The organism is Hymenobacter mucosus (assembly GCF_900188255.1).
GTDB classification, from domain to species: Bacteria; Bacteroidota; Bacteroidia; order Cytophagales; family Hymenobacteraceae; genus Hymenobacter; species Hymenobacter mucosus.
In genome coordinates, this window is record NZ_FZNS01000005.1 from 193,055 (window position 1) to 218,894 (window position 25,840).

A 25,840-nucleotide genomic window follows, 5' to 3' on the forward strand; every position below is an offset into this window, starting at 1 on the left:
AAGATCGGAAAAGATAACCCGACTATGCGCTAGGCAGCTTCGGACAAAGGATTGTGCTGGTGAATGGTAGTGCTGCAAACCAGAGGGGAGGTGCAACCGCAAGGCCTGGCTGCGTACCTTTGCGCCTAGATTTTCACCCATATTACCCACCCATCTTATGCGTAACAACCACTGGGCCGCGGTCCTTTTGCTGACGCTACTACTCCCCTTGGCGGCCCGCGCCGATGAGGGAATGTGGTTGCCCCTTTTCGTGAAGCGCCTAAACGAGGCCGACATGAAAAAGAAAGGCCTTAAGCTGACGGCCGAAGAAATTTATAGTGTTAACAATGCCTCCTTAAAGGATGCCGTCGTGCAGCTGGGCGGCTTCTGCACCGGCGAATTTGTAAGCAGCCAGGGCTTGCTGCTCACCAACCACCACTGCGGCTACGACGCTATTCAGAGCCATAGTACTCCCCAAAACAACATCCTGCAAAATGGGTTCTACGCTGCTTCCCGCGCCGAGGAAAAGCAGAACCCTGGGTTGTTCGTGGATATTCTTGTGCGCATGGAAGACGTAACTAGCAAGGTGCTGGAAAGCATTACGCCTGCTACGCCCGAGGCCGAGCGCATGGCCATTGTGCAGCAGCGCCAGCGGGAGCTGGCCGACAATGCCAAAGAAAACGGCAAGTATGTGGCCTACGTGCGCGACATGTTTGGGGGCAATGAGTACTACCTGTTCATTTACCAGCGCTTCGGCGATGTGCGTTTGGTAGGTGCCCCCCCCGAAGCCGTAGGCAAGTTTGGGGGCGACACCGACAACTGGATGTGGCCTCGCCACACCGGCGACTTCTCCATGTTCCGGGTGTACGCCGACAAGAACAACCAGCCCACCTCGGGGCCCCAGGCGGGCAACGTGCCATACGTACCCAAGAAGCACCTACCCGTAGCCCTGCAAGGCGTAAGTGAGGGCGACTTTGCCATGGTATTTGGCTTTCCGGGCCGTACCCAGCGGTTTATGCCCGCTGCTGGCTTGCAAATGACCCTCGACCAAACCAACCCCGCCCGCATCAAGCTGCGTGATACGCGCCTTAAGTTGTGGAAGGAAGATATGGATCAGGACCCCGCGTTGCGGCTGAAGTACGCGTCGAAGTACGCCAACATTGCGAACTACTGGAAATACTATATTGGGCAGAATGAAGGCATGAAGCGCCTCAAGACCGTGGATGCTAAGAAAGCTGAAGAAGCGGCCCTTGCTCAGTGGATTTCGCAAGACCCCGCCCGCCAGCAGCGGTACGGCGATGCGCTCAACACCATCAAACAGAGCTATGCTGGTTTGCGCCAGTATAACCTGGGCACCCAATACGTAAACGAAGCAGCCTTCGGCACGGAAATTATTACCCTGGCTGCCCGCATGATGCCGCTGGCAAGTGCGCTGAAAGCCTCGCCTACCGATAAGGCCGCTATTGATAAAGCCGTAGCGGACCTAAAGGAGCCGGTAGCGGAGTACTTCAAAGACTACAGCGCTTCCACGGACAAAAAGGTATTCGCGGCTCTAATGGGCCTCTATATGCAGGACGTATCGAAGGATCAGCAGCCCGAAGTATTTCAGACCGTGCAAAAGCAGTACGGGGGCTCTATGCAAAAGTATGCTGACTACGTGTTCAGTAATTCCTTCCTGACCTCAGAGGCCAAAGTCAATGCTTTCCTGGCGGCTCCTACGGCTGCAAAGCTAGAAGCCGATCCTGCCTACAAGACCTACCAGTCGGTGTACTCGAACTACGTGCAGAACACGGTGCCCAAGCTTCAGAACATGCAAGCCGGGTTAGTGCGGGCCAACCGTCTTTACGTGGCTGCTTTGCGCGAGAAAAATACCGACAAAGTTTACTCGCCCGATGCCAACTCTACCATTCGCTTGAGTTATGGTACTGTGCGCCCCTACAAAGGCCGCGATGCAGTGGCGTATGACTATAAAACAACTGCGCAGGGCATCTTGGAGAAAGAAGACCCTACCAACCCCGAGTTTGTGGTGCCGCAAAAAGAGCTGGAGCTGTTGAAGATGAAAGACTATGGCCGCTTTGCTGACAAAAACGGCAACCTACCCGTGGCCTTCATCACCGACAACGATATCACGGGGGGCAACTCTGGCTCGCCCGTTATTAATGGGCGTGGGGAGCTTATTGGTTTGGCCTTCGACGGCAACTGGGAAGCCATGACTGGCGACCTTGCCTATGACCCAGAGCTAAAGCGCTGCATCAACGTGGATATTCGCTACGTGCTCTGGTGCGTTGAAAAAATGGGCGGTGCCAAGCATCTGGTAGATGAAATGACCCTACAGAACAATGGTCCTAACCCCGGCGTAGGGGCAGCCACCGCAGCCGGTGCTGCCGCCGACATGAGTGACATAGAGAAGATGAAGGTAAAAACCGAGAAAGGCGGTAAAACTAAAATCAAGCGTAAGAAAGACGCTGCTATGCTGTAGAATGATAGTTGACTAACTGAACAGCCCCGGCACCTTGCGGTGCCGGGGCTGTTTTGTAGCATTATTCCTTGTGGTACTAGGTTTGTATGTAGTGCGTCTGCATACCTCCCTGGTGCCACCACGCGGCTAGTGGTGGAATAGTCAATTATCTATTACTAGGGCGAAAAGCCTCGATACTAACTAGGGTTAGAGCTTTTTTATGGGATGAAACCAAGGGATATTGTACAATTCGATCTTAGTGTCTATTTTCCAGCACTACAACTACTTATACAAGTGTATGATACAAAAATACGCGTTGCTACTCTTTTTTGCTGGGTTAGGAGCGCATCGTGTGGTAGCACAGGGCAACGGAGCAGGAGTATGGGGTGCCCGTGCGGCGAGTTTGGGGCAAGTAACGGCGGTGCTGGAAGACGATGTATGGGCTAGTGCTAACAATCCGGCGGCGCTTGGGAGTGTGGCGCGCCCAACTATAGGCTTTGCAGCAGCCAATCGGTTCCTGCTACCTTCTCTAAATACCGTGGCGGTTGCAGGCTCGCTACCATTAGGGTATCGGTCAGGAGCACCAGTAGCGCCAGTATCTGGAGTGCCCGCTGCGGTAGCTGCCGCCGAGGCTCCTCGGTACGGTGTGGTAGGAGTTACGGCCGAACGGTTTGGCGGCAAGCTATATTCGGAGCAGCGGGTAGGGGTGGGCTACGGCTACCGGTTGGGTACAGTGCGGGTAGGAGCACGGATGGAAGTGCTCCAAGTGAGTATAGAAGGACTAGGTAGCCGGCGCGTGATGGCAGCCTCGTTGGGCGGCCAGGCTGATATCATTCCAAAGAAGCTTGTCTTTGGGGCCTACCTCTACAATTTCAACCAAGCTCGGCTGGCGCCTTACCAAGACGAACGAGTGCCCACGGTGCTGCGGGCCGCGTTGGCTTGGCGGCCATCGGAAAAGGTGCTGCTACTAGCTGAGACGGAAAAGGATGTAGAGCAGGACGCGGATTTCCGCGCTGGACTAGAATACCATCCGGTAGCTGCGTTAGCATTACGGGGTGGCATTGCCTCGCTCACCCACCAGACAACGGGTGGCGCTGGCTTTCACACCAAAACCCTGCAGATAGATTACGCCGCAGCTTGGCATGAGAAGCTGGGGCTTAGCCAGCAGGTAAGCGTGGCCCTCACTTGGAACAAGCCTGCGCAACCATGAGGCAGTTGTTGCTAGGTGCTCTGCTACTCGGAGCAATGGTGCACGGAGCTCAAGGGCAGGAGTATACCCGGCCGACAGTACCCGATCTGGACCGACTAACCCAGGAGCTATTCGCTGAAATTCAGAGTGACCAGGTTCCTTACGAAGACCTCTACGAAACCCTCCTTCAATACTACCAAACCCCACTCAACCTAAATACTGCAGCCCGCGAAGACCTGCGCGGCCTGCTGCTACTTAGTGAAAGCCAGATAACGCACCTGCTTGACCATCGCCAGAAAAACGGAGCTCTGCTTAGCCTCTATGAGCTGCAAACCATTGAGGGCTTCGACGTGCGCACTATTTATCGGGTAGCGCCTTTCGTAACGGTACAGGCCGACCCCAGCGCCGGGCGCGGGCCGCTCTGGCAGCGTGTATTAAAAGGCGACAACGCTGCGCTGTTTTTGCGTTACGAGCGGGTGCTGCAGGACCGCCCTGGCTATGCTCCCCCAGATACCGTGCGCGGCGGACGCCCGGCTACCCGCTACCTTGGCTCGCCCGACAAGCTGCTTTTGCGCTACCGCGTGAGCCGCGCGAAGGACTTCAGCTTGGGTGTTACGGCTGAAAAAGATGCCGGCGAGGCTTTCACGTGGAGCCCCGCTTCCCGCCGTTATGGCGCCGATTTTTATTCGGCGCACTTTCTGGTGCAGGAGCGTGGGCGCCTGAAGGCACTAGCACTTGGCGACTACCAACTGCAATTTGGGCAGGGCCTGCTACTTTCGTCGGGACTGGCGGTAGGGAAGGGAGCCGAAACGATTACCACTCTGCGGCGTAGTTCGGTGGGTGTGCGGCCGTACTCGTCGGTGTTGGAGAATACGTTTTTCCGTGGTGCAGCTGCTACCGTAGCCGTAACCCCTACGGTGCGGGCTACCGCTTTTGTATCGCGAAAGCGCGTGGATGCTAACCTGGCGCAAACCCAGGATTCATTGGCGGAATTTAATGAGTTCACCTCGGGACTATTGCTGACGGGCTTTCATCGTACTCCTTCGGAACTTGCTGACCGGCAGGCCTTGCGCGAAACCGTGCTAGGTGGAAACCTCAGCTACGCCAGCCGCAGTGGCGACTTAACGGCGGGTATCACGGCCGTAGATACGCACTTTGATAGGCCGCTACTACGCCGCCCCGAGCCGTATAATGCGTATGAACTGCGCGGCGACCATAACCTGGCGTTAAGTGCGCACTACAGCTACGTATGGCGCAATCTCCTGCTATTCGGCGAAACAGCGCGTAGTAGCGGTATTGGTACCGTAAATGGCTTGCTAGCTAGTCTCACCCCGGCTATAGACGCATCTGTGCTCTACCGCAACTACGCTCGTAACTTCCATACCCTTTACGGAAATGCTCTGAGCGAAAACTCGCGCAACATTAACGAGAAGGGGCTGTATTTGGGCGTGAAACTCCGACCCGCACCGCGCTGGGAAGTGTCGGCCTACTACGACCGGTTTGCGTTTCCGTGGCTGAGGTACCAGGTAGGAGCCCCCTCGGCTGGTCACGACTGGCTGGTGCGCGTTACGTTCACTCCCACGAAAACAAGCCTGCTGTATGCTCAACTGCGCCAGCGGACCAAGGCGTATGATGCCGATACGCTACGTCCTGACCCGCTGCCCGTACCTGCCCAACGTCGCAGCTTGCTTGTATTTTATGATGCCAGCCCCACCCCAGTCCTGAGCTTGCGCACGCGGGTACAGGGCACCCACTACCAAGAAGATGCCGGCCCGCAACGGCGGGGCTACGTGCTAGCCCAAGATATTACGGTAGTGCCAATGGCACGCGTGCGCGTATCAGCTCGCTATGCCCTGTTCGATACGGATGATTATGATACGCGCCAGTATGTATTTGAGCAGGATGTGCTGTATGCCTTCTCCGTTCCGGCTTTGGCGGGACGTGGTACTCGCGCCTACCTCCTTACCCAACTTGACCTAACCCGCCACCTAACGCTGTGGCTACGTTACGCCGAAACGCACTACCGCCACCAAGCTACTGTTGGCTCAGGGTTAGAACAAATTCAAGGACCTCGCCGATCTGAGGTAAAAGCGCAGCTTCGCTACCGGTTCTAAGTCGAAGCAGGCAGCCACTACGAGCGAGGCGAAATAAGTGCTGGTCTTATATTGAAAAAGGCGGCTTCCACATCGGAAGCCGCCTTTCTAGTGGTTGCCTAGGCTAGTTATTGCTTGAGCAGTCGCATCACCGTTAGGCCATCGGGCATGTCGAAATGCAGGTTGTATACACCCGTGCTGAGGCTGCTTAGGTCAAGCGTATGTTGGAGCGCTGCCGCCCCTTTGGTTAGGGTTGTAGAGCTAACAGTACGGCCCAGAGCATCCGTAATGCGCAGCGTAATAGGGCCGCGTTGTGCATTGGCTATTTGTACCCTGAAAATGCCAGTACTGGGGTTAGGAAACACTTCCACTCCTTGTAGCAGAGCCGCATTTTGCGTAGCCGTAATGGTCGAAACCGTCTGGCAACTCTCGTTGCTGTAGGCTGAGCTACCTACGGCATTCACTGCACGCACACGGTAGCAGTATCGCGCATTGGTTCTTACTTGGTCCTCATAAAAAACAGTATTGGCACCGAGGGTAGCAATGCGGGTATAGGTACCGTTGTTCGTGGAGCGTTCTAGCTCGAAGCCCGTTTCGTTGGCCGAGTTATCTAGCCACAGCACTTCAAGGTTTGCCGAATTGTTGCCCACTGCTATTGGCGCTGTTGTGGTAAGCGAAGTAGGTGCGGTAGGGGCTTCGGGCACTGTGCACAACTCCAGTGACCAACCGGTAAGGGTGCCGTCGTTGCCAGCGTTGTTATCAGTAATGGTCAGCGTCCAGGTACCGTTGGAAGCACTATTGAGGAAGGTGCTAAGGGGATTTGCGGGACGCACCGTACCGCCCGCTGGGAGCGGACAGGCTAGGGCCGCCGTGGCCGCGTCGTCAAACGACAGGCTCAGGTTAGACGTGCCATTGCACAAGCGAGAGAACAGGACCACGCGCGTGCCAGCTGGGTTTGTGAGGGAAACTTCCAGCTCGCCTACGTTGGGATGGGTAATAGCTAAGTTCCGAATTCGGATGTCGGACACTCGCTCAGCGGTAGTGACCGTAAGGGTAGAAGTTACTGTGTTGGCGGAGCCCGCCGAGATAGTACGCGGTACGGTAGTAGCCGCAATAGTTTGGCAAGTTTGCTGCCCGGTTTGGAACTGCACGGTAGCGGAATATGGCGCCGCCCCACAGATACCCACGCCACGTACCCGCACAAAGTAAGTAGTGTTAGATTGCAAGCCAGTGCTAAGGGTTAGGGAAGTACCCGTTACGCCGCTTTGGCTAAAGACCAGAGTAGAGAAATTTGCATCAGTTGCTACTTGCACATCATAGCTAGATGCATTGGGAACGGGAGCCCAGCTAATGGTAGGGCGTAAAATGGTACGCCCAGAAAATGTGGGTACGCTTACTGCCGTGGCCTGCGACACAATGGGCAGTACCTGGAACCGCACCTGCTGGCTTTGCGTAATGCTGCCGCTCGTACCCGTGAGGGTGATGGTATACACGCCAGCCGGGGTAGCAGTAGTCGTGTTAATTGTGTACGTGGTAGCACTGCCAGACGCTACGGTCGCGTTGCTGAACGTAATGGTAGCGTCAGTGGGTAGACCAGAAGCCGATAGTGCCACGTTGCCCGTGAAGCCCAGCAAAGATCCTACTGACAAGGGCACGGTGCCAGATGCAGTACCCGCGCAGAAAATAAGTGGGGTAGAGGTGCAGGTTTGGGCAAGATAGAAGGTAGGAGCCGTAGGCGTCAGAATCGAGAAGTTCGCATTCGAAATGTCGAAGAAGATTCCTCCGGAAGCTTGCACCCGAATCCGCGCCGTGGATGTGTTGGCAATACCGGTGGGCAGCGTTATGCTTTCACAACCATCATTCGGCGTGCCAGCTAGCAGCGTGGTAGGGTAAGTAAGGCCGCCATCGGTAGAAAGCAGAATATCCACATTGGCAGCATTGATAGGAGCGGCCGTAGTATTGGCTACATCCCACGTCACCGATTGCGGAGCTCCCCCTAACCACGTGGTAGCCGTGTTCGGTGCAGTTACAACAAACGGGCCCGCTGTGCCTACTACCGTTACGTTGGCCGCATCGTAGTCTACCCCACCGCCACCAACGCGGTTGTCGCGGGTCACTAAGCGGAACGTCAGCGTCCGGCCATAAGAAGGTAAAAGCTCCCCTCTCGTTTGGGTATTGTTGATGATATCGCTTAGGCGCGGGAAAGTACGGGAAGGGCTGCTCACCGGCGCGAAAACACGGAACAAGGGTGCATTGCCTGAAGGAGAATTAGGCGCACCTTCGGGCCCCAGGTTGTACTGCTCCCAAGAGTACGTCAGGGCATCACCATTTGCGTCAGTTGCCGAGCCCGTAAGGGTAAAAGGGGTACTGATTGGAATAGCGTAGTCGCTACCAGCATTTACTACCGGGGGCGTATTGTTGGTGGCGGTACTCACAGCACAGTTGCCGGCTCCGGTGATGTGGGCCACAATCTGGTCGAAGCTGCGCGAGTGAAAGTATGGGTCCGAGTTAGCCTGCGTATTGTCGGCCCCGCAAATGCCTGCGTAGGCCATGATAGTAGTACCTGAGCCCGGCTCGTAGGCCGATGCCCCCGCTCGGTTGCCCCCGCCACAGCTACTTGTCACACTGTTAAAGGTATGGTCAGCCCCGAACTGGTGACCTATTTCGTGCGCTACGTAGTCTACGTCGAAGGCATCGTTGCGCGGTGCACCCGAGCCCGTTACGCCCCGCGCTTTGCCCGAAATGCACACGGAGGGCTTTTGCGCAATACCCCCGCCGCCAGTGCTAAACACGTGGCCGATGTCGTAGTTGGCATTGCCAATGCGCGCATCTACCGTGGTCTGGTTTTGGTTTAGCATGGACTCCCCATTATCATTCGTGTAGGGGTCGGTGGCACCATCCAAGTAAATGAGCGTGTCGTTCTTGGGTACCAACACCATGCGCACGGCAAGCTCCTTTTCGTAGATGCCGTTTACGCGGTTCAGCGAAGCTACCATGCCAGCCAAAGCGCCCTCTTTGGTGCCACCATAGTAGGCAGCATATTCTCCAGTGCAAGCCAGCGCCAGCCGATACGTCCGGAGGGTAGTGCCGTTGGCTACATTCTGACGATTTGCTAGGGGCGTCGTCGTAGGCAGGGCGGGGGAATCCGGCGTGTTACACACAAAAGGAATAGCCGTGCGGTTCATAGCCTGACGCTCAAACACTAGGTGCAAGCCGTCAGTGGCACCTCCGCGCTGGGCGGGGTCAATGTATACCGTCTTGTTAGCCGTGAGAATCATGGCGTGAAAGCCAGCCGAGCTAACATCAAGGCGAGCGGTAGCGGTGGGGTCATCAATACCTTGGGCCGCATACGTCCGGATGTTGGGGTAGCGTGCGGCCAACTCCGGCGCCATCACGGGTACTTGCACCACGCGGAAGCGCTGGGAAGTGCCGTCGGGCAAGGGTAAAGAGACTACCGTAGTTGAAGTACGAGCGCGTAGGTTGGTAGCGCTTGGAGCCGTGCTTAGCGCAGAACGCACATTCTGAAGCTGTACCGTTACGGGCCGATAGTGTGAAAGAACCGGCAGCGCCGCTTGGCGGGCAGCCGTAGAAACTGGGGCATCAGCCCATAGTACACGTTGGGCCGACGCCCCCTGTGGAGCGCCTACCGCAAGCAATACTACCCCCAGCGGCACCACCTGCCATGCGCGGTGGAACAGCATAGAAACTTTGAGCATAAAGGGCAAGAAGGTAGAAAAGAGGGATAATAGACAGCTGCGGTGATGAGCGCCTCTAATGTATGATTTTTGCCTGCTACTTCAGGCGGGCGTCATGCGGTTTTTGCTTTGTAACAATTCGTTAAAGCCCTTTTTTGCAAAAGCAGCGGTGCCTTAACACGCGAAGTCCGGGCGCCTATAGGCACCCGGACTTCGCGTGTTTGATAAGGGTAGTAAAGCTTACGCTTCCGTTTTTACAAGTACCACTTGTGCTTTGTCAGCGGCGCTAACTCGGCGGCGGAAATCTAGATACGCTGGGTAGTCAGTGCGTGAGAAGCGGGTATTAGGCATCAGCAGGCGCCGTATGTACAAGATGTTGCCGTCGGGCATCACCTGCACTTGGCTCAGGTAGTCACCGAAGGGAGTGGCAAGCTTCACGGGCGCTGGCAGCTGCTCCGGCCGAAACCCTGCGGGAATGTGCAAGCGTACCGTATCGGTATACGTGTAGGCATGCGACAACCAGATATCCGTGCGCCGCTCGCCTACCGTGGCACGCGGGGCGGAGGTGCGGCACAGCAAATTAGGAGTTATAAATACGCGCTTGCCATTGGGCGGAGCCAAGGCAGGAACGGCAAGCGTCAGGTTCTCGGTAAGAACCGGAACCGCTCCTGATTCATCGGGTGTCAAACTAAACTTCGTGATAGTGAAGCTTGGTAAGGGTAGCCGGTCGCCGAGGCGCTTTTTCTGCTCCGATGGGGCCAAGCCCGTCAGGCCTGCAATAGCGTCGAACTCCAAGCCGGTGTGGCGGGTACGAATGCTTGCCGTGGCATTTCCTTGCAAATCAAAGTGCACATCAGCGCGGCGCTCCCGCCGGTTTTCCGCAGCGCCGTAGCGCGGGGTGGCTACTAAGCGTCCGCCTTGGGGTAGCAGCAGCAGGGCGTGCCGGTTGCCCGTGAAGCTGCTCATGTAGCCAAACGGGTTAGTTTGGTCCGTGCACTCCAGCCATACGGTGTCGGGGCGGGTGCTGGTCAGTGGCACGCACAGCACTACGTGGTTGAATTGGGAGCTTGGGAAATCCGTTCGAATATCCTGGGCAGTAGACCCGGCGCGCACCAGGGCGGCATAGGACGTCACGCCGGCTGCTTGCAGCAGCGCTTTGCAGTAGTTAGTCAACGCTTTGCAGTCGCCGTAGCCATTAGCAGCCACTGAGCTAGCCGGGAACGTTTGCCACCCACCAATGCCAAGCTGAATAGAAATGTAGCGCGTGTTGGCTTGTAGGTATTCGTACACCTTGCGAATGCGGGCGCGTTCGTCCTTCTCGCCCCGCCCCAACGCCGCCATTTGAGCTTGGATGGCTGGCGGCAGCACGTCGCGGCCGGCATTGAGGTCATAGGTCCATTTACTCAAGTCTTGCCAGGAGGAAAGACGCCCATGATACCCTTCCACCTCAAACTCGGTGGGGGCAGTGAGAACCATAGGAGCCAGTTCCGAAACCGGGGGGGAGTCTGCCTCGTCCTCAATAGCGGCCAGGTTGCGTACCTGCCATTGAAACACATCAAGAGCCCCCTGCTTACTGCGGACCAAGGCCCCATCACTAGGAAGATGACGCTCTTGGAAGCGCAAGGGCAGGCTTGTTGGGGTCAGAACGCGAAACGTGGCCTCCTCTACTGCCAGTTGCTCTGCCGGCTGAGGACGCCACGTGGAGTAAAACAACGGGTTGTCGGAAACCACTTCGTATTCAAACTCCACCGTATAAGGATAGCTCGGCTGACGCAGGTCGGCGGTGCGGCCGCGGGCATCAGTAGCAAGGCTAAACCCGTCGGAAAGGCTTATATCGTGAATATCCGCCGTACGAAGTTGGCGCACTACCCGACCTGCCTCATCGTACACGGTGCCGCGGAAATACGTAATCGTATTCAGCTTGTCGTAGTACACTACTTCCGTAGCCCACTGCGAACCAGCCTCATCTAGCACCGTTACGGCGCGGCGGGTGGTTTCTACCGTGCGTCCCACCGATTTTACTGCCAAGCTTTCGTCTTGACGACGGACAACGGCGTGCGCATTCTCGCGCAGCGAAGAAGGCAGGGCCGCCACGGGGTACTGTGGTGTGCCCGCGCCAGCCAGTGCGAAGCTGGGAAACGCTACCCCCGCAACCAGAACAACTCTCTGTAGCTTAGAAAAGAACAGGCTCATGATTTTTTCTTTAGTACCAACTGCTCACCCTGCTTGGTAAGTAGTTGATTGAAGAACTCACGTAGGTAAACATATTCCTCTGCCGAGTACACCGGCTTGAGAAGGTTGAGACGGCTGGTAATCTGAATTTTGCCCGGCGTGGGCTGCACGCTATATAGGAAGCGGCCCCCGCCATTGGGCAAGTCTACGATGCCTGATTTTGGTGTTTCCTCTAGTTCGTAGCCCGTAGGCACGGTGATGTTCATAATCACGGTTTCATCGAGCAGGGCACCAAAGTCTACTGGGAAACGACGGTCCTCGTGCAAGAAGGGGTTTTTGTCCATGCCGAACTGCCGCATCGGGTTGATGTAGAGCGTGCTTGCCGGCGCTTCAGCGCCGGCCGACGTAAACTCATATTCCAGCAGTAGAGGCTGGTGCAAAGCGTCGCGCTGCTGAAACGTGTATTTCGGAATGCTCCAGCCATCATGATCAGCTAGCAACTCTTCTATGTACTTTTTCTCGCCTAGGGTGCGCAGTCTATCACGCTGGCTAAGCGCCCGGTAACCCCCATACTCTTGGCGTACCGTGCCCGCTATGCCACCTTTCTCGTCTAACACAAGCTGTATTTGGCGGTACATCTGCTGTCGTTTAGACGCCGACGCCAGCGGCACCCAGCGTGCATCGGCGTCCTTGGCCGTGACCAAGCGGCCCTGACCATTCAGGCACCGGTACGGAAGCATACCGCACGGAGCTAGCTCTTCAGTAGCATCTACGTACAGCTCCTGGTTTTCCCCTAGGGTCACCATGCCCACCACATAGTTGAAATTGCTCAGCAGGGGCAGCATCTCGTTGGCCCGGCCATGGTCGCGCGTGCTCAGCAGCACGGGATGGGCCGTTAGGCCGGCTTCGCGCAGTAGCGCAATAAGGAGCAAGTTCACATCGGCAGCCGTGCCCGTCTTTTGTTCATATACGCGGCGGATCGGTACCGAACTGTAGACACCAGCCCGGCCATTGTATTTCACCGCCTGGCGCACAAACTGGTGCACGGCCGCGGCTCGCGCGGCTGGGTCAGGATACTTGGTTTTGAGAGTGGCCATTTCGGCCTTCAAGAAGGAGCCTTTGCTTAGTTGGCCGCCAAAATTCTCGTCCTGAATTAGCTCACTGTTAATCTTCTCCCAGCTGTCAATTACGGACTTATATGGCTGACCTGGCCGTGTTATGCCAGCCAGTTCGAAGTCAATGTGCGATACGTAATCGGCGGTAGTAGTCATGTAAGGTTCCTCGCGCAAGGGCACTACATCTTTCATGGCCCACCGGTAGTTTGTAACCCGGGGAGTAAGCGAAGCCGATCCACCTGATTCGCGGCCGCCATTTAAGCCTGGCGTGATGGTAGGAGCCCAGCGCACACTGTACTGGCCCATACCCTCCGTGCGCTCTTGCACCGCGAGGGGTTCGTAGCCCTGGAGCAGCATTTTGTAGTCAAAGTATTCTGGAATACTTGCGCGGTACTCGCTCCACCGCACCGGAATGTCCGACTGAAAGGTCCAGTCCTGAAAGTTGAATATGAAGTCGGAGTTGACGGTGTAGGTAAACTCGATAACGGAGCCCTTCCGGACGTTGGGGAGCGTGAACTTGCGCACGGTCCAATTGGGGCCACTTTCCTCTTTAAAGATGGCATCGCCTTCCAACTTGTCCTTCACTACCTGACCATTCACTACGTTATAGGTGAGGCCGCGCAGGTTGGTTAGCTTTTCCTCCTTACCATTCTTATGGTACAGCGGTACACTTATCGTTGCATGGTCGTAGCCACTTTTTTTAAGGATCTTGATGCGAGCTACGCGTTCAAACACCACCTTGAAATCATCGGAGCCGACATCAAAGCGTGAGCGGCCGTAATCGCACAGCACAACGGCTTCTGCAGCGCTGTCGGCTACAAAATTGGCTTCTGAAAGATCTTTCTCGTCAATCTTACCGAACTTGATGGGGTCGGGAGCTTGGGCTCGTGCCGCAGTAGTGGCCACCCCCAAAAGCAGGCCTGTTAGTACCAGGCGAGAGGGTATGTTTTTGATCATATAGAAAAATTATAGAGGTAGCAGGTTCGGCTCTTTAAGATACTCGGCAGTATGACTATTGCTACTGTGCCACAGTAAATTAGCTGAGTAAATAGGCTGGCTGAAGCTTAGTGTGCAGCGCGTAGCTACGTAGGCACCAGCGAGGTATTCTATAAAAGGCTGAGCGCTACTTGGTCTGTTTGGTGAGAACCAGGGGCTCAGCCATTTTGGCGAGGGCTCTGGCGTAGAGTTCTCGCAAGGCTACGTATTCGTTGGGGGAATACTGCGTTTTGTTGAGAGCCAAGCGAGCCGTGATTTGTAAGGTCTCGGGCGACAGTTGGCTGACACTATATAGGAACCTGCCACCGTCATTGGGGAGGTTGATCAGCGCACTAGTGGGCAACGAAGTAGCGCTGTAGCCGGTAGGTAAATGCAGCTTTACCGAATATTCTAAGCGGCGGCTGCTCGGTAAATCCACGGGAAACAGGCGCTCATCGTGGCGGAAGGGCGACGCACCTGGGCCCAGGTGTTGTAGCGGCCGTACGTACATCGTAGCAACGGCCTCTTCTGCCCCCGCAAGCCGAGTTGTAAATGTAACTACTAACGGCTTGCCCAACTCATTGGTGCCTGCCACATCCGCTCGCTCCACCGTCCAGTCTGGGTGGGTGCTCTGCCATTGCTTGCGCAAGGCATGCTCCGACTCGCGGGCCGTACTCCGTGCCGATGGCGCCGCATAGCCCGCGTATTCCTGACGAATGGTGCCACTTATGGTACTGCGTGCGTCCAAGGTGAAGTCGGCGGCGGTATATACCAAATGCGTTTGGGTAGTTGTAAGCGGTACCCAGCGGCCCGTGGTGCTAAGCAAGCGCCCTTGGTTATTGAGGCAGCGCTCTGGTAGCAGAGTAAAGGGTAGCAGGGGCTCAGTGGCATCCAGCAGCAACTCTTTCCCATCGGGCAGGGTCACGTGGGCTACCACGTAGTTGAACTGGCTCACGACTGGTAAGTCCGTCTGAATGCGCCCGTGGGCACGCGTGCTGAGTAAAAGAGGGTTGGCCGTAAGGCCCGCATCGCGAAGAGTGCGCACCAGCAGTAGGTTTACCTCGCCAGCCGTACCATGCCGCAACTCTAGTAGCTTTTTAGCGGAGTGTTCGGCGTAAAGCGTATTGGTGCCATCATACCCCACTGCTTGCATAACCAAGGTACGGACGGCATCGGCACGTGCTGGCAAATCGTTCGCGTGCAGCGTAGCCAAGGCTGCAGCACCAGACGTCAACGGGGTAGCACGCTCCAGAAATCCCCCAAACTCTTCGTCCTTCAGTAAGTTTTTTTCAATCTGTTCCCAGGTGCCTACTACAAACTGGGGCTCTTGATCTGGAAACTGAATGCGTTCGAGCTCAAAGTCCACCCGGCTGAGATAGTCGCGCGGTGTTGTGAGGAAAGGCTCCTCCCGGAAAGCGGGTGCATCTTTCAGTACCCAGCGCCGGGCTACTGCCTGGGTAGAAATGTTGTATACCTTATCACTGGCGCCAGCGGAGTACCCGCCATGGCCGTCACTTGTTTTGGAGCGGTAGCTGGTTCGGTAAAAAGGCGTTGTAGTCTCGTTGACGGCAAACGGGAGGTAGGAACGAGAAATTTCCTTGTAGCGGAAAAAGGAAGGAACCGTGGTACGGTACTCGCTCCACCGCACCGGAATTTCTTGCTGGAATTGCCAGTCTTGCAGATTAAAGACGAAGTTGGATAGTATAGCGTAGGAAAACTCTATTACTGAGCCCTCACGCACATTGGGGAGGGTGAAGGCATATTCATCAACGTTGGCCGTGAGTTTGCGCGAGAATACAGCGTCGGTCTTCAGCGGTTCCTTCTTCCATTCGCCTCCTACCAGGTTATAGGTAAATCCTTTTAGCTGTTGTAGTTTTTCCTGCTGACCATCGCGGTGATACAGTGGCACTTTTACGGTAGCCCACTCGTATCCCGTGCGGCGCAAAATGTGTACCCGCGTAATTCGGTCAAAACGCACCACAAAGCCATCCATGCCACCCTCAATCTTTGACTGCCCGAAGTCGCAGAGTACTTCGGCTGGTGCTGTAGTGTCTGCAGGAGCGCTTGGAAGCTCTTTTGCCGAGAAGCTACCGAGGTGTATTGGGATGTCTTGCGCTATAGAACGAGTAGAATTGAGCAGAAGCCCAGACAGGAGCGCACACGACCACAGAGTGGCCACTTTCATTGGAGTAGATAACACGCAAATAGGACGTTTTTAATAACAGTGCGCGCCTTGCATCGGCGCAAAAACCTGGATAAAGATAAGGGATTATGGTATAGAACAACGCATATTCTTGCTCCTTATTCTAGCAAAAGGAGTACTCAAACTGCTCAGGCACTACTGCGCTGGTACGGCTTGCTTTTCCCGCACACCCACGAGCAGATAAACTAGCGCTCCTAGGGTGCACGCCATGCTGAGGCCGTGCACGTAAGGCAAATGGGCAGGCGTATTGCTGAACAACCAGCCGGCCAGTACAGCACCCAGCCCAATACCTACTTCAAGGGCAATATACATGGTTGCTACGCCGCGGCCTCGTCGCTCAGGATGGCTGCGGTCAATAGTCCAGGCGTAGAGGGTGGGAGAGTTGAGGCCCGAACCCAGCCCAAATAGAACTGCTGCGCTCAGAAACAGCGTAACGGAAGAACCAGCCAACGCAAGCAACCCCAAGGAAATAGCCATGACGGCGCTAGAGACTCGCAGTACGGGCACCCGACCGTAGGTATCGGAAGCACGGCCGGCCACCAAGCGGATGGCAAGGGAGGCTACGGTATAGTAGGTAAGGAATAAGCCTTTATTGGCCGGGCCGAGACCTAGGGCTTGACTCTGATCGGGGGTGACGGTTAAGATGGCACCAAAAGGGAACAGGCACAGCAGCGTGACTAGAGCCGGCTGGAATACCTGCGGGTCCAGCACCTCGGACCAGTGTATGCGCAGCAAGGACCAAGTGAACCGCTGCCGCTGGGCTTGCGGTAAGGTTTCCGTCATGGTGCCTTGAACAAGCAGGCTCAGCAGGGCCAGCCCCGACGAAAGATAGAACAGCGTGTTGAGGGACGTAGCTGCCGTGATGCGGGGCCCAATGGACGGCCCAAAGGCCATGCCTAGGGTGCCCGCTACGCCAAGTAAGCCCATTGCTTCCCCACGTTTGTCGGCTGGTATGATGTCAGCAATGAATGCCGCTGTGCCCGTAGGCTTGAAGCCCGTGCTGAACCCGTGCAGCAGCCGCAGCCCCAGAAATGCCGCTACGGTGCTGGTCCAGGGGTAAAAGAAGCCACACACGAAACAAACCAAGGAGCCAAACACCATTACTGGAATGCGGCCTACCGTATCGGCCAGCTTACCGCTAAATGGCCGGGAAATAGCGGCTGTGAGGGTGAACAAGGCAATAATTAATCCTTTGTAGTCGCCACCACCTAGCCGGGTAAGGTAGTCTGGCAACTCCGGCAGGAGCATGTTGAAGCTCATGAAAAACAGGAACGACGACAAGCACATCAGCCAGAAGCCGACGGTATATACTCGGGGTGAAGAAGAGGTAGCAGACATTTCGGCCGCAAAGGTAGGGTAGCGTACCCAGGCAGGCGGTATGCTAGGCGTATTTCTGCGTTGAACCCGGTACGGGGCCCCGCTTCCCCCTTACACCTGATAGGCAGCTAGTTTGCCCCGGAAAAGAAAAAATGACAAAATTCTTTCGGAGAAAAATTCTCCACTAGACCTAACCTCCGTTGTACCTTGCCTGTTGTTACACCCACACATAACAAGGTACAGGTATGGCACAAGACCAGCAGAATCAACCGCAAAACGGCGTCTCCGGCGACGGTACGGGCACGGCCGTAACTGGGGCAGGCACTTCCCACGACTCCCGCACTGCGGAAGGAGAAAATGCACAAACGCTGACCACCCGCCAGGGCCACCCTCTCACCAACAACCAGAACCTACGTACCGTGGGCAACCGCGGTCCAGCTACGCTGGAGAACTACCAGTTTCTGGAAAAAATGAGCCACTTCGACCGGGAGCGAGTTCCGGAGCGCGTAGTGCACGCTCGTGGTGCTGGTGCCCATGGGGTATTTGAAGCATACGGTAAAGTAGGCGACGAGCCTATTGAAAAGTACACCCGCGCTAAGCTGTTCAACACGCCTGGCAAGCAAACGCCCGTGTTCGTACGCTTTTCTACGGTAGGCCACGGTGGTCACTCCCCCGAAACCCTGCGCGACCCCCGCGGTTTCGCCGTAAAGTTCTACACCGAAGATGGCAACTGGGACCTGGTAGGTAACAACCTGAAAGTGTTCTTTATCCGGGATGCCATGAAGTTCCCAGACCTGATTCACTCGCAGAAGCCTGACCCAGTACACAACCGTCAGACGGGTGAGCGTATCTTCGACTTCATTGCTAACACGCCGGAGGCCATGCACATGGTTTCCTTCCTGTTCTCGCCTTGGGGTATTCCTGCTAACTACCGCCAGATGCAGGGCTCGGGCGTAAACACCTACAAGTGGGTGAATGCTGCCGGTGAAGCTGTACTGGTGAAATACCACTGGGAGCCGCTACAGGGCATCAAGAACCTGACCCAGCCCGAAGCCGAAGCCATTCAGGCCAAGAACTTCAACCACGCTACCCAGGACCTGTTCGACAACATTAAGGCCGGCAACTTCCCGCAGTGGGAACTGTTCGTGCAGATCATGAGCGACGACGAGCATCCTGAATTGGACTTCGATCCGCTCGACGATACTAAGCTGTGGCCCCAGGACCAGTTCCCATGGCTGCCAGTAGGTAAGATGACGTTGAATAAAAACCCTGAGAACTACTTTGCTGAAGTAGAGCAGGCTGCATTCGGTACGGGCGTACTAGTAGATGGCCTAGACTTCTCGGACGACAAAATGCTGCAGGGCCGTACGTTCTCGTACTCCGACACGCAACGCTACCGTGTAGGTACTAACTACCTACAACTGCCCATCAACGCGCCCAAAAAGCACGTAGCTACCAACCAGCGCGATGGTCAGATGGCCTACCATGTTGACTCGGCGCCCGGCCAGAACTTGCACGTAAACTACGAGCCCAGCAGCCTCAATGGCTTGAAGGAAGCTCCTCGTACGGCACCTGAGCATACGCCCCAATACTCGGGCCGTTTGCTGCGCGAAACCATTGACCGCACCAACAACTTCAAGCAAGCAGGTGAGCGGTACCGGTTGCACGAAGATTGGGAGCGTGATGACCTCATCAACAACATGGTGGGCGCGCTAGCCGACGCAAACAAGGTAGTGCAGGACAAGATGATTGAACTGTGCACCAACTGCGACCCAGATTGGGGCCAGCGTGTAGCTGAAGGTATCAAAATGGCTAAGAGCGGCCAGGATGGTGCTACCCAGGCCAACGAAAGCAAGGCTGCTGAAGCCGTGGCGCAAGCCGAATCAGTAGCGCACGAAGCGAAGCCTTACTAATCTAGACTTCCACGAGTAACAAAAAGGCCCCAGCTTGTGTAGCTGGGGCCTTTTTGCGTGTACTGGCTACCGTGTAGTAGTCAGTGGGTAATGATGTTTAGAAGTCCGATTTCTTGCTCCGGAAGTCGTTTATATATCATCTGGCAATGTCGTGGTGGAGTCCATCACCTCACCTTCTTGGGGCGTGGGGGGTTCTTGCTCAGGAATGACCTCCGGCGCAGATTCTTGAATGGTGTCTTCCTCACGGGAAGCACCACCCTCATCTGTATCCAGAGTGAGCGTATCGGGCTGAATATCGGAGAGAGAAGGCGCCGTTGCTTCCGCCTCTTCCTGGTCTACCGATTCGCGGGTCCTGGTATTGGATTGGGGGGAAGGCTCTGGGTCCTTGAGCTTGTTCGACAGGTGCACTAGGCCCCACGCTCCCATGGCTAAGCCGCCGGCAGCAGCTACTAGCAACGCCACCCGCGGCCAGCGCAGCTGCCAAGCCGACTGACGAGGTAGCAGATTGGGCGCCTTGTGGGGGCTGGCTGCGGGGGGCGCCGGTCGTGAGGGGGCTGGGCGTGGCGCGGGCGCGGCGGCTACCGCCTGCGCCCTAGATGGCGCAGGCGGTAGTGCTGGTGCGGGCAGCGGAGTTGGGGTAGGGGGTTGACTCTGCATCTGCTGAATCAGCTGCCCTAACTGCTGAATTCGAGCGTCCAACTCCTGATTACGCGCGGCCGATTCTTGCCGGGAAGCTTGAAAGGCTTGCTCTAGTAGTTGTTTCTCACGAGTTTCAGCAGCTAAGCGAGCTTGCAGGTCCGTGACTTCGGCAGTAGCAGGCGGGGCTTGCGTAAGCTGGTCGCGTAGCTGCGCAATGCTCCGTTCCCGTTCGGCTTCGCGCGCTTCCATCTCCTGGCGCTGCTGGAGCAGTTCTTCGCGTACTTGCTGGCGCAGTTGCTCCAGGCGCTGCTTTTCCTCTTGGCTGGCCGCTACTACGGTGGTGCCACCATACGGGGCATCGTGCGGAATATCATCGGCGCCGAGCCAGCGCCAGAGCTGCCGGGCCCGCTGTTCCCAGTAGCCTTGGCCGGTGCCGTCTACCTCAGGCGTTTCGCCCGAAGCCGAGTTGTCAGCTAAGTCTTGCCACCACGACGTAAAATCGGCCTCCGTGAGGGCCACGGCTGGGTGCGCCAGCTGTTGCAAGCGCCTAGGTAAGTGCGGCAGCTGGCTGAGCAGCTGAAAGTGGCCCGTATTGCCGGGCAGGGTGCGTAAGTACCGTTCTACTCCCGCATCGAAGCTGACGGTAGCCGCAAACAGCACAATGCCCGACACCTGCTCTGCTCGGACGGGCTCTGGGCTTAGGCTGTCACTTAGCCAGTAGGCCACGGCTAGTTGCTGCCGCTGAAACTGAGCGAAAGGGTTAGGTGCCGTACCCGTCCAGGGGAGCGGGGCGCCTTGGAGCTGCCAAGCCCCTGCAGTAGCTGGAATTTCCAATTGCCCGCCTCCCGGTGCATAGAGTAGTACCGTGATGTTATGAGGACGCAGAATCAGGGCATCTATCTCCTCTTCCTCGGCGCCTAGCACCAAGTTGCCCAGCAGCACTGTGGGCGGGGCATTGGCCTCGGCCTGCAAGGTGTCGTGCACTGCTTCGTACCAGGCTTGCCGGGCCGGATCATCAAAAGAGGCAAACAGGAGGCTATGCAGCATGCGAGAAGTGCGATGACGGGAAACAGGAGGACTTAAAGTAACGCTCGGAACGCGAGCGAAGATACATCCGGGCGCTGGTGCTGGAGTGGGGCTGTATCTCTAGGCAAGGAAGGATAGCTGCAGGGGAAGGTAGCTAGCTCCTACAAAGTGGGCTAGTAACCAACTACCTATTGGTTAGGTAAGCTACTTCTTTCTTGAAATCGAACTAGTAAAACTGCTGAGCGATGGACAGGGCAAAGCATGCGGTAGAGGACCTAGAAACCGCACTAGCAGCTCCTCAGGCAATACTCAACGCTATACCTCTTCCTAAAATAGACCGTACATGTTCATCGCACTAACCATGTTGACCTATGCCTCTGCATCAAGAATTGGATAAGAAACTGAGTAAGATTTACGAGCCGTCTACGCGCGTCGACGATGTGTTTAAGGGCTACGACATCACTTTTCTCACGAACAAGGAAGGCGAACCAGTAACCCTGTTTTTTGGCAAACGCCGCCCCGACGGAACCATCTCCGGCGAACGGTACACCCGCGTTATCAAGCGCAAACCCAACAGTATGGAAGTCCTCTCAAGTCACTGGGACAACCAAGGTAAGATTATGAATCGCTAGCCCGTTTTTGTCCGCCGCCGTACGCGAGCAAAAGCGGGCTAGTAGCGTTGCGGCCTCCCAAAAATGCAGAATGAAAGGAGGAAGGAGTATCTGCGCTAATAAGGGTGGTATTGCTAAGTAACAAACAGACTAGTAGGAAAATGTGCGAAGCTGCAACCCAAGCAACTTTTGCTGGTGCGGACTGTCAAAAAGGCGGCCTTTGCACTTCGGCGCGGCGTGTGTCGTATAGCAGCGCATGGCTCGTTCCGATTCTTTCTTCTCTACTATATCTGCCAAGAAACCTCGTCCTGACGGCAAACCGTCGCTTACGGTACAAGAGCGTTTCTCTGCCCTTAAAAACCTGCCGGAGTTTCTGCGCCTAATATGGCAGACTAGTCCGGCGCTTACCCTTGGCAACGTGGCCTTGCGCCTACTGCGGGCCGCGTTGCCAGTGGCTATGCTGTATGTTGGCCAGTTGATTCTGGACACGGTTGTGCAGCTTAGCCGGCAGCCGGTAGCAGAGCGCGCGTTGACGCCGGTGCTGGTATTAATAGGCCTAGAGTTTGGGTTGGCCATTCTCTCCGATGCGCTTGGGCGTGGAGTGGCTTTGCTGGATTCGTTGCTAGGTGACTTGTTCGCCAACCAGACATCCGTGCGCCTTATGCAGCACGCCGCCGAGCTTGACCTCGACCAGTTTGAGGATAGTGCCTTTTATGATAAGCTGGAGCGGGCGCGCCGTCAGACGCTTTCCCGTACCGTGCTCATGGCCCAGGTGCTCAGTCAAGCGCAGGACTTTATTACCATGGCGTTTTTGGCCGTAGGACTAGTAGCATTCAACCCGTGGTTGATGGGGTTGCTGGTGGTGGCGGTAGTACCAGCTTTCCTAGGCGAGTCGCACTTCAACGAGAAAAGCTACTCACTCGTCCACGGCTGGACGCCCGAGCGCCGTGAGCTAGACTACCTCCGCCAGACGGGGGCCTCCGACGAGACGGCTAAGGAAGTAAAGATCTTTGGACTATCCGGCTTTCTCATCGACCGATTCCGAACGTTGTCGAATGAGTTTTATCAGCAAAACAAAACGCTTGTAATCCGGCGCGCTAGTTGGGGTACCTTCTTTGCTGCGGTGGGGGCAGCTGGCTACTATGCCGCCTACGTGTATATTATTCGGGAGGCGGTACTAGGTCACGTGAGTATAGGGCAGCTCACCTTCCTGGCTGGCTCATTTGGGCGCATGCGCGGGCTGCTAGAAGGCATTCTGAGTCGCTTTAGCTCCGTTGCGGAAGGCGCACTGTACTTACAGGACTTCTTCGATTTCTTTCACCTACAGCCCCGTATCCGTCGCCACGAAGACCAGGTGGTGCGGCCTTTCCCCCGGCCTATTCGCGAAGGGTTTACCTTTGATAATGTAGGTTTCCAGTACCGGAATGCGGAAAAATGGGCGCTGCGCAACCTCAACTTCACCCTGCGAGCCGGCGAAAAGCTAGCCCTGGTAGGAGAGAATGGGTCAGGCAAAACAACCCTGGTTAAGCTGTTAGCGCGCCTGTACGACCCCACCGAAGGGCGCATTCTTCTGGATGGCTACGACCTGCGAGAGTATGACCCTGCCGAGCTGCGGCAGGAAATCGGGGTTATCTTCCAGGACTTTGTGCGGTTTCAGCTACCAGCCGGGCAAAACCTGGCCGTAGGCCGCATTGATGAGAAGGACAACCAGCCCCGTATTGAGCAAGCCGCCGCGCAAAGCCTAGCCGACAGCGTAATTGCCCGCTTGCCCCAAGGCTACGAGCAAATGATAGGCCGCCGATTTAATGGGGGAGTAGACCTGAGTGGGGGGGAGTGGCAGAAAATAGCCCTCGGCCGAGCCTACATGCGCGATGCCCAGCTACTCATCTTGGATGAGCCCACAGCCGCTCTCGATGCCCGGGCCGAGTACGAGGTGTTTCAGCGTTTTAATGAGCTAACCCAAGGCAAAACGGCAGTTCTTATCAGCCACCGCTTTAGCACCGTGCGAATGGCCGACCGGATTCTGGTAATTGAGCACGGCAAGTTTGTGGAAATAGGAAGCCACTCGGAGCTGCTAGCCCGCGGCGGACGGTATGCCGAGCTATTCCAACTGCAAGCTGCTGGCTACCGCTAGCGCACTAACTGATGCTCAACCAGCACGCATGATAATCTTAGGCTAGGTTGAGGTTGAGATAGAAGCCGAGAGTGGGTTGTGTTGGCATTCTTAGGTAAAACTGAGCTATAGTATGCGGCTATAGTTACTGCACTCGAACCTGACCTATAACGGCCGAGGTTGCTGCGCCGAATAAGCCTTGGTACGGTAGTATTTGCGTATAGAGTAGGAATTTTTTGGCCTTCTTGGTGAGTCGGAGAGAGGACTGTTTAGTCAGTGGTAAATAGCTGTTGCTGAGCAAAGTTATCCTTCTGATATCAGTTGATATTTGGAGGGAAGAAACGTATCTTAGGCAGTTCTTTGCGCACCCTTTGATTGCTGACTATGAAATCGTTTCTACCCTTCTTGGCCGGGTGCACCCTGGTATTGTCGGGCTGTTTGGCCTCACGCGAGGCTCGTGTGGAGTCTGACTACAGTTTTGCCGGTCAATTTCGCCGCTACCGGACGTATGAGTTTATAAATGGGGAGGGCCTGGCCTCCGATACAAGCCACCTGGGCGAAGCCGTCCGCGACGCTATTCGTACCCGCATGAAAGTGCAAGGGTACAAGCCCGCCCGCCGCCGGCCCGACCTGCTGGTAAACTTCCGCCTCTTCGAAGGTGACATGCGTTTTCGGGGCTACCAGCAGCCCGATTTCACCCGGTGGATCAAAACGGGCTACGTAGAGGACGAAGAAACGCCTACCGACCAACGCCAGGGATACTCGCCGGTGCGCATGCTGCTTTCGGAAGGCACCTTACTCGTCACCCTCATTGATAACCAAACGAACCGCGCTGTCTGGAACGGCTACGCCTCGGGGGTCAGCGTGCCGCCTGGCCCGCAGGGTGAGGTAGTACTACGCCGCTCAGTGCGCTCTATTTTCGACCAGTATCACGTCTTTACGGAGGGCTACCTCCAAAGCAACGGCGAGTAAGCCAGCAGACAACTTATAAAAACGACAAGCCCGATCAGGACGCAACTCGTGTTTCCTGATCGGGCTTGTCGTTTTATTCGGTCGTGCCAGTAGGCATGTGAATCATTGCGGTTGCGAAGCCGCTAGTACCTATCTACTGCTGCGTACCTGCTCTGCGTACCTGCTGCTATGCTGGTTGCTGCGAGTGGTAGGAAGCTGCAGGGCTACTTTGGTAGGTAGCTACATCAAGCGCCCGTACCCGTATTAAAGTGGGCGTTCAGATACCAGGTAGGGGTGGGTAGCCGTTTTCAGGTTCTATTTGCGAAGCCAAGTGCAAAGGGCAAGCCGGTATAAACAGGATAGGCTCAGTGGCTTTTCCTACTTTCGGCTCGGTTTTGGTTTTGCGCCTGTTTTTCAACTTCCCCTATGACGCGCTTTTTTCCTCTTCGAGCTAGCTCCGGTGTACTTTTAGCAGCGGGTATGCTGGCTGCAGCTTCTTGTACCGCCCCGCGCGCCATTGTAAGCACCGGCAAAGTGACTCCTAAAGGAGAGTTTAAGGTAGGAGGCAACTTAGCCTTCAACATTCCTACTTCCACGATCAGCAAAACGGGCTCTACTCTGGTAGAAGCCGCGAAGGAAGCTGCTAGTAAGGATACAGTGCAGTTCAATGGCACTATTGCCAACCTGCAAGTAGCAGCCCTGGCCTACGCCCTTGACCCCATTCGTCCATCTACCGACTTCTACGTGCGCTATGGTGCCCTAGATCGTTTGGATGTGGGCTACAAGTACGCCTTCGGTTCGCACGTATTCGACGCCATGTACCAGTTCCTCGGGCCCGTAGGCACGCCCGAACGGCCCGGTGGGCAGGCTGGGGCCACGTATGGCAGCATTGGCTTTCAGTACGCTACCCAGCGGGCTAAGCTGCCCAGCATACCCTTTCTAGACAACGTTAGCAGCTTCTTGGGCTTCCGGGCTACCCGCCACGACTTCATTGTGCCGCTCGTGTTCAGCACATCGTTTGGGCCGGAAGAAGAAATTGGAGCCTTGTCGTACGGCCTAGTGTACTCGTATAGCTCCTTACGCTACGGCTTCCAACCGGACAACGTGTACCTGGGCGGTACCAACAGTAAAATCCCGGCCTTGCCTACCAGCAAGCAAGGTTTTTCAGCCTTCGGCACGTTCATCAACGCCAAGTTTGGGTACCGCTACGCTTACGTGATTCCGGCCGTGTCAGTATACTACCAGAACTATGGCCAGTACCAGCTGCTCAACAACCAGCGCACGTCGCTGAAAGGCCTTACTATTATTCCAAGCGTAGGTTTGCAGTTTAGAGTGCCCACCGCCCGCCGCTAGGGGATTTGTCGCCTACATACTAGCCCCATCTTAGCAGG

The 25,840-nt window shown here is 56.0% G+C and carries 14 protein-coding genes; 8 read left to right on the forward strand and 6 right to left on the reverse strand.

Annotation, left to right across the window (positions count from 1 at the left end; all coding sequences use genetic code 11):
• The first annotated feature begins 157 nt into the window (after nt 1-157).
• From CHB83_RS13560 to CHB83_RS13570, 3 genes are all read left to right on the forward strand, one after another.
• Nucleotides 158-2,458, forward strand: a complete 2,301-nt coding sequence (locus tag CHB83_RS13560) for a S46 family peptidase (RefSeq protein WP_089333016.1) — start codon at nt 158-160, stop codon at nt 2,456-2,458.
• A gap of 277 nt (nt 2,459-2,735) precedes the next feature.
• Nucleotides 2,736-3,647 (forward strand): hypothetical protein, encoded by a 912-nt coding sequence (locus CHB83_RS13565; RefSeq protein WP_143437135.1) that lies wholly within the window; start codon nt 2,736-2,738, stop codon nt 3,645-3,647.
• Nucleotides 3,644-5,740 carry a ComEA family DNA-binding protein gene (locus CHB83_RS13570; RefSeq protein ID WP_089333017.1) on the forward strand — a complete coding sequence of 699 codons (2,097 nt, stop codon included), beginning with the start codon at nt 3,644-3,646 and terminating at the stop codon, nt 5,738-5,740. The genes CHB83_RS13565 and CHB83_RS13570 overlap by 4 nt, the downstream gene beginning before the upstream one ends.
• Before the next feature lie 107 nt (nt 5,741-5,847).
• Here the strand turns inward: CHB83_RS13570 and CHB83_RS13575 are convergent, their stop codons facing one another.
• The 5 genes from CHB83_RS13575 to CHB83_RS13595 form a co-directional block, all read right to left on the reverse strand.
• Nucleotides 5,848-9,435 carry a reprolysin-like metallopeptidase gene (locus CHB83_RS13575; protein WP_089333018.1) on the reverse strand — a complete coding sequence of 1,196 codons (3,588 nt, stop codon included), beginning with the start codon at nt 9,433-9,435 and terminating at the stop codon, nt 5,848-5,850.
• Between the two features lie 219 nt (nt 9,436-9,654).
• Complete coding sequence (locus CHB83_RS13580) at nt 9,655-11,607, reverse strand: DUF3857 domain-containing protein (RefSeq protein ID WP_089333019.1); 1,953 nt, start codon at nt 11,605-11,607, stop codon at nt 9,655-9,657.
• A complete protein-coding gene (locus CHB83_RS13585) occupies nt 11,604-13,658 on the reverse strand; it encodes a DUF3857 domain-containing protein (protein WP_089333020.1) in 2,055 nt (684 codons plus the stop codon). The genes CHB83_RS13580 and CHB83_RS13585 overlap by 4 nt, the downstream gene beginning before the upstream one ends.
• A gap of 166 nt (nt 13,659-13,824) precedes the next feature.
• A complete protein-coding gene (locus CHB83_RS13590) occupies nt 13,825-15,861 on the reverse strand; it encodes a hypothetical protein (RefSeq protein WP_143437136.1) in 2,037 nt (678 codons plus the stop codon).
• Between the two features lie 153 nt (nt 15,862-16,014).
• Complete coding sequence (locus CHB83_RS13595; protein WP_089333022.1) at nt 16,015-17,217, reverse strand: MFS transporter; 1,203 nt, start codon at nt 17,215-17,217, stop codon at nt 16,015-16,017.
• A 224-nt stretch (nt 17,218-17,441) separates the two neighbouring features.
• Between CHB83_RS13595 and CHB83_RS13600 the strand changes: the two genes are divergently transcribed.
• Entirely contained in the window at nt 17,442-19,109 is a 1,668-nt protein-coding gene (locus CHB83_RS13600) for a catalase (RefSeq protein ID WP_045688373.1), read from the forward strand.
• 129 nt (nt 19,110-19,238) lie between these two features.
• Here CHB83_RS13600 and CHB83_RS13605 read toward each other — a convergent pair whose 3' ends face one another.
• Nucleotides 19,239-20,795, reverse strand: a complete 1,557-nt coding sequence (locus CHB83_RS13605; RefSeq protein ID WP_089333023.1) for a hypothetical protein — start codon at nt 20,793-20,795, stop codon at nt 19,239-19,241.
• Nucleotides 20,796-21,145: 350 nt separating this feature from the next.
• Between CHB83_RS13605 and CHB83_RS13610 the strand changes: the two genes are divergently transcribed.
• The 4 genes from CHB83_RS13610 (at nt 21,146) to CHB83_RS13625 (ending at nt 25,802) form a co-directional block, all read left to right on the forward strand.
• On the forward strand, nt 21,146-21,406 hold the full coding sequence (locus CHB83_RS13610; protein WP_045690268.1) for a hypothetical protein: 261 nt from the start codon (nt 21,146-21,148) through the stop codon (nt 21,404-21,406).
• A 235-nt stretch (nt 21,407-21,641) separates the two neighbouring features.
• Nucleotides 21,642-23,519, forward strand: a complete 1,878-nt coding sequence (locus CHB83_RS13615) for an ABC transporter ATP-binding protein (protein ID WP_089333024.1) — start codon at nt 21,642-21,644, stop codon at nt 23,517-23,519.
• 363 nt (nt 23,520-23,882) lie between these two features.
• The gene (locus CHB83_RS13620; protein WP_045690270.1) at nt 23,883-24,470 is read left to right on the forward strand and encodes a DUF4136 domain-containing protein; all 588 of its coding nucleotides are present in this window, start codon (nt 23,883-23,885) and stop codon (nt 24,468-24,470) included.
• A 405-nt stretch (nt 24,471-24,875) separates the two neighbouring features.
• Nucleotides 24,876-25,802, forward strand: a complete 927-nt coding sequence (locus CHB83_RS13625) for a hypothetical protein (RefSeq protein WP_045690271.1) — start codon at nt 24,876-24,878, stop codon at nt 25,800-25,802.
• The last annotated feature ends 38 nt before the right edge of the window (nt 25,803-25,840 follow it).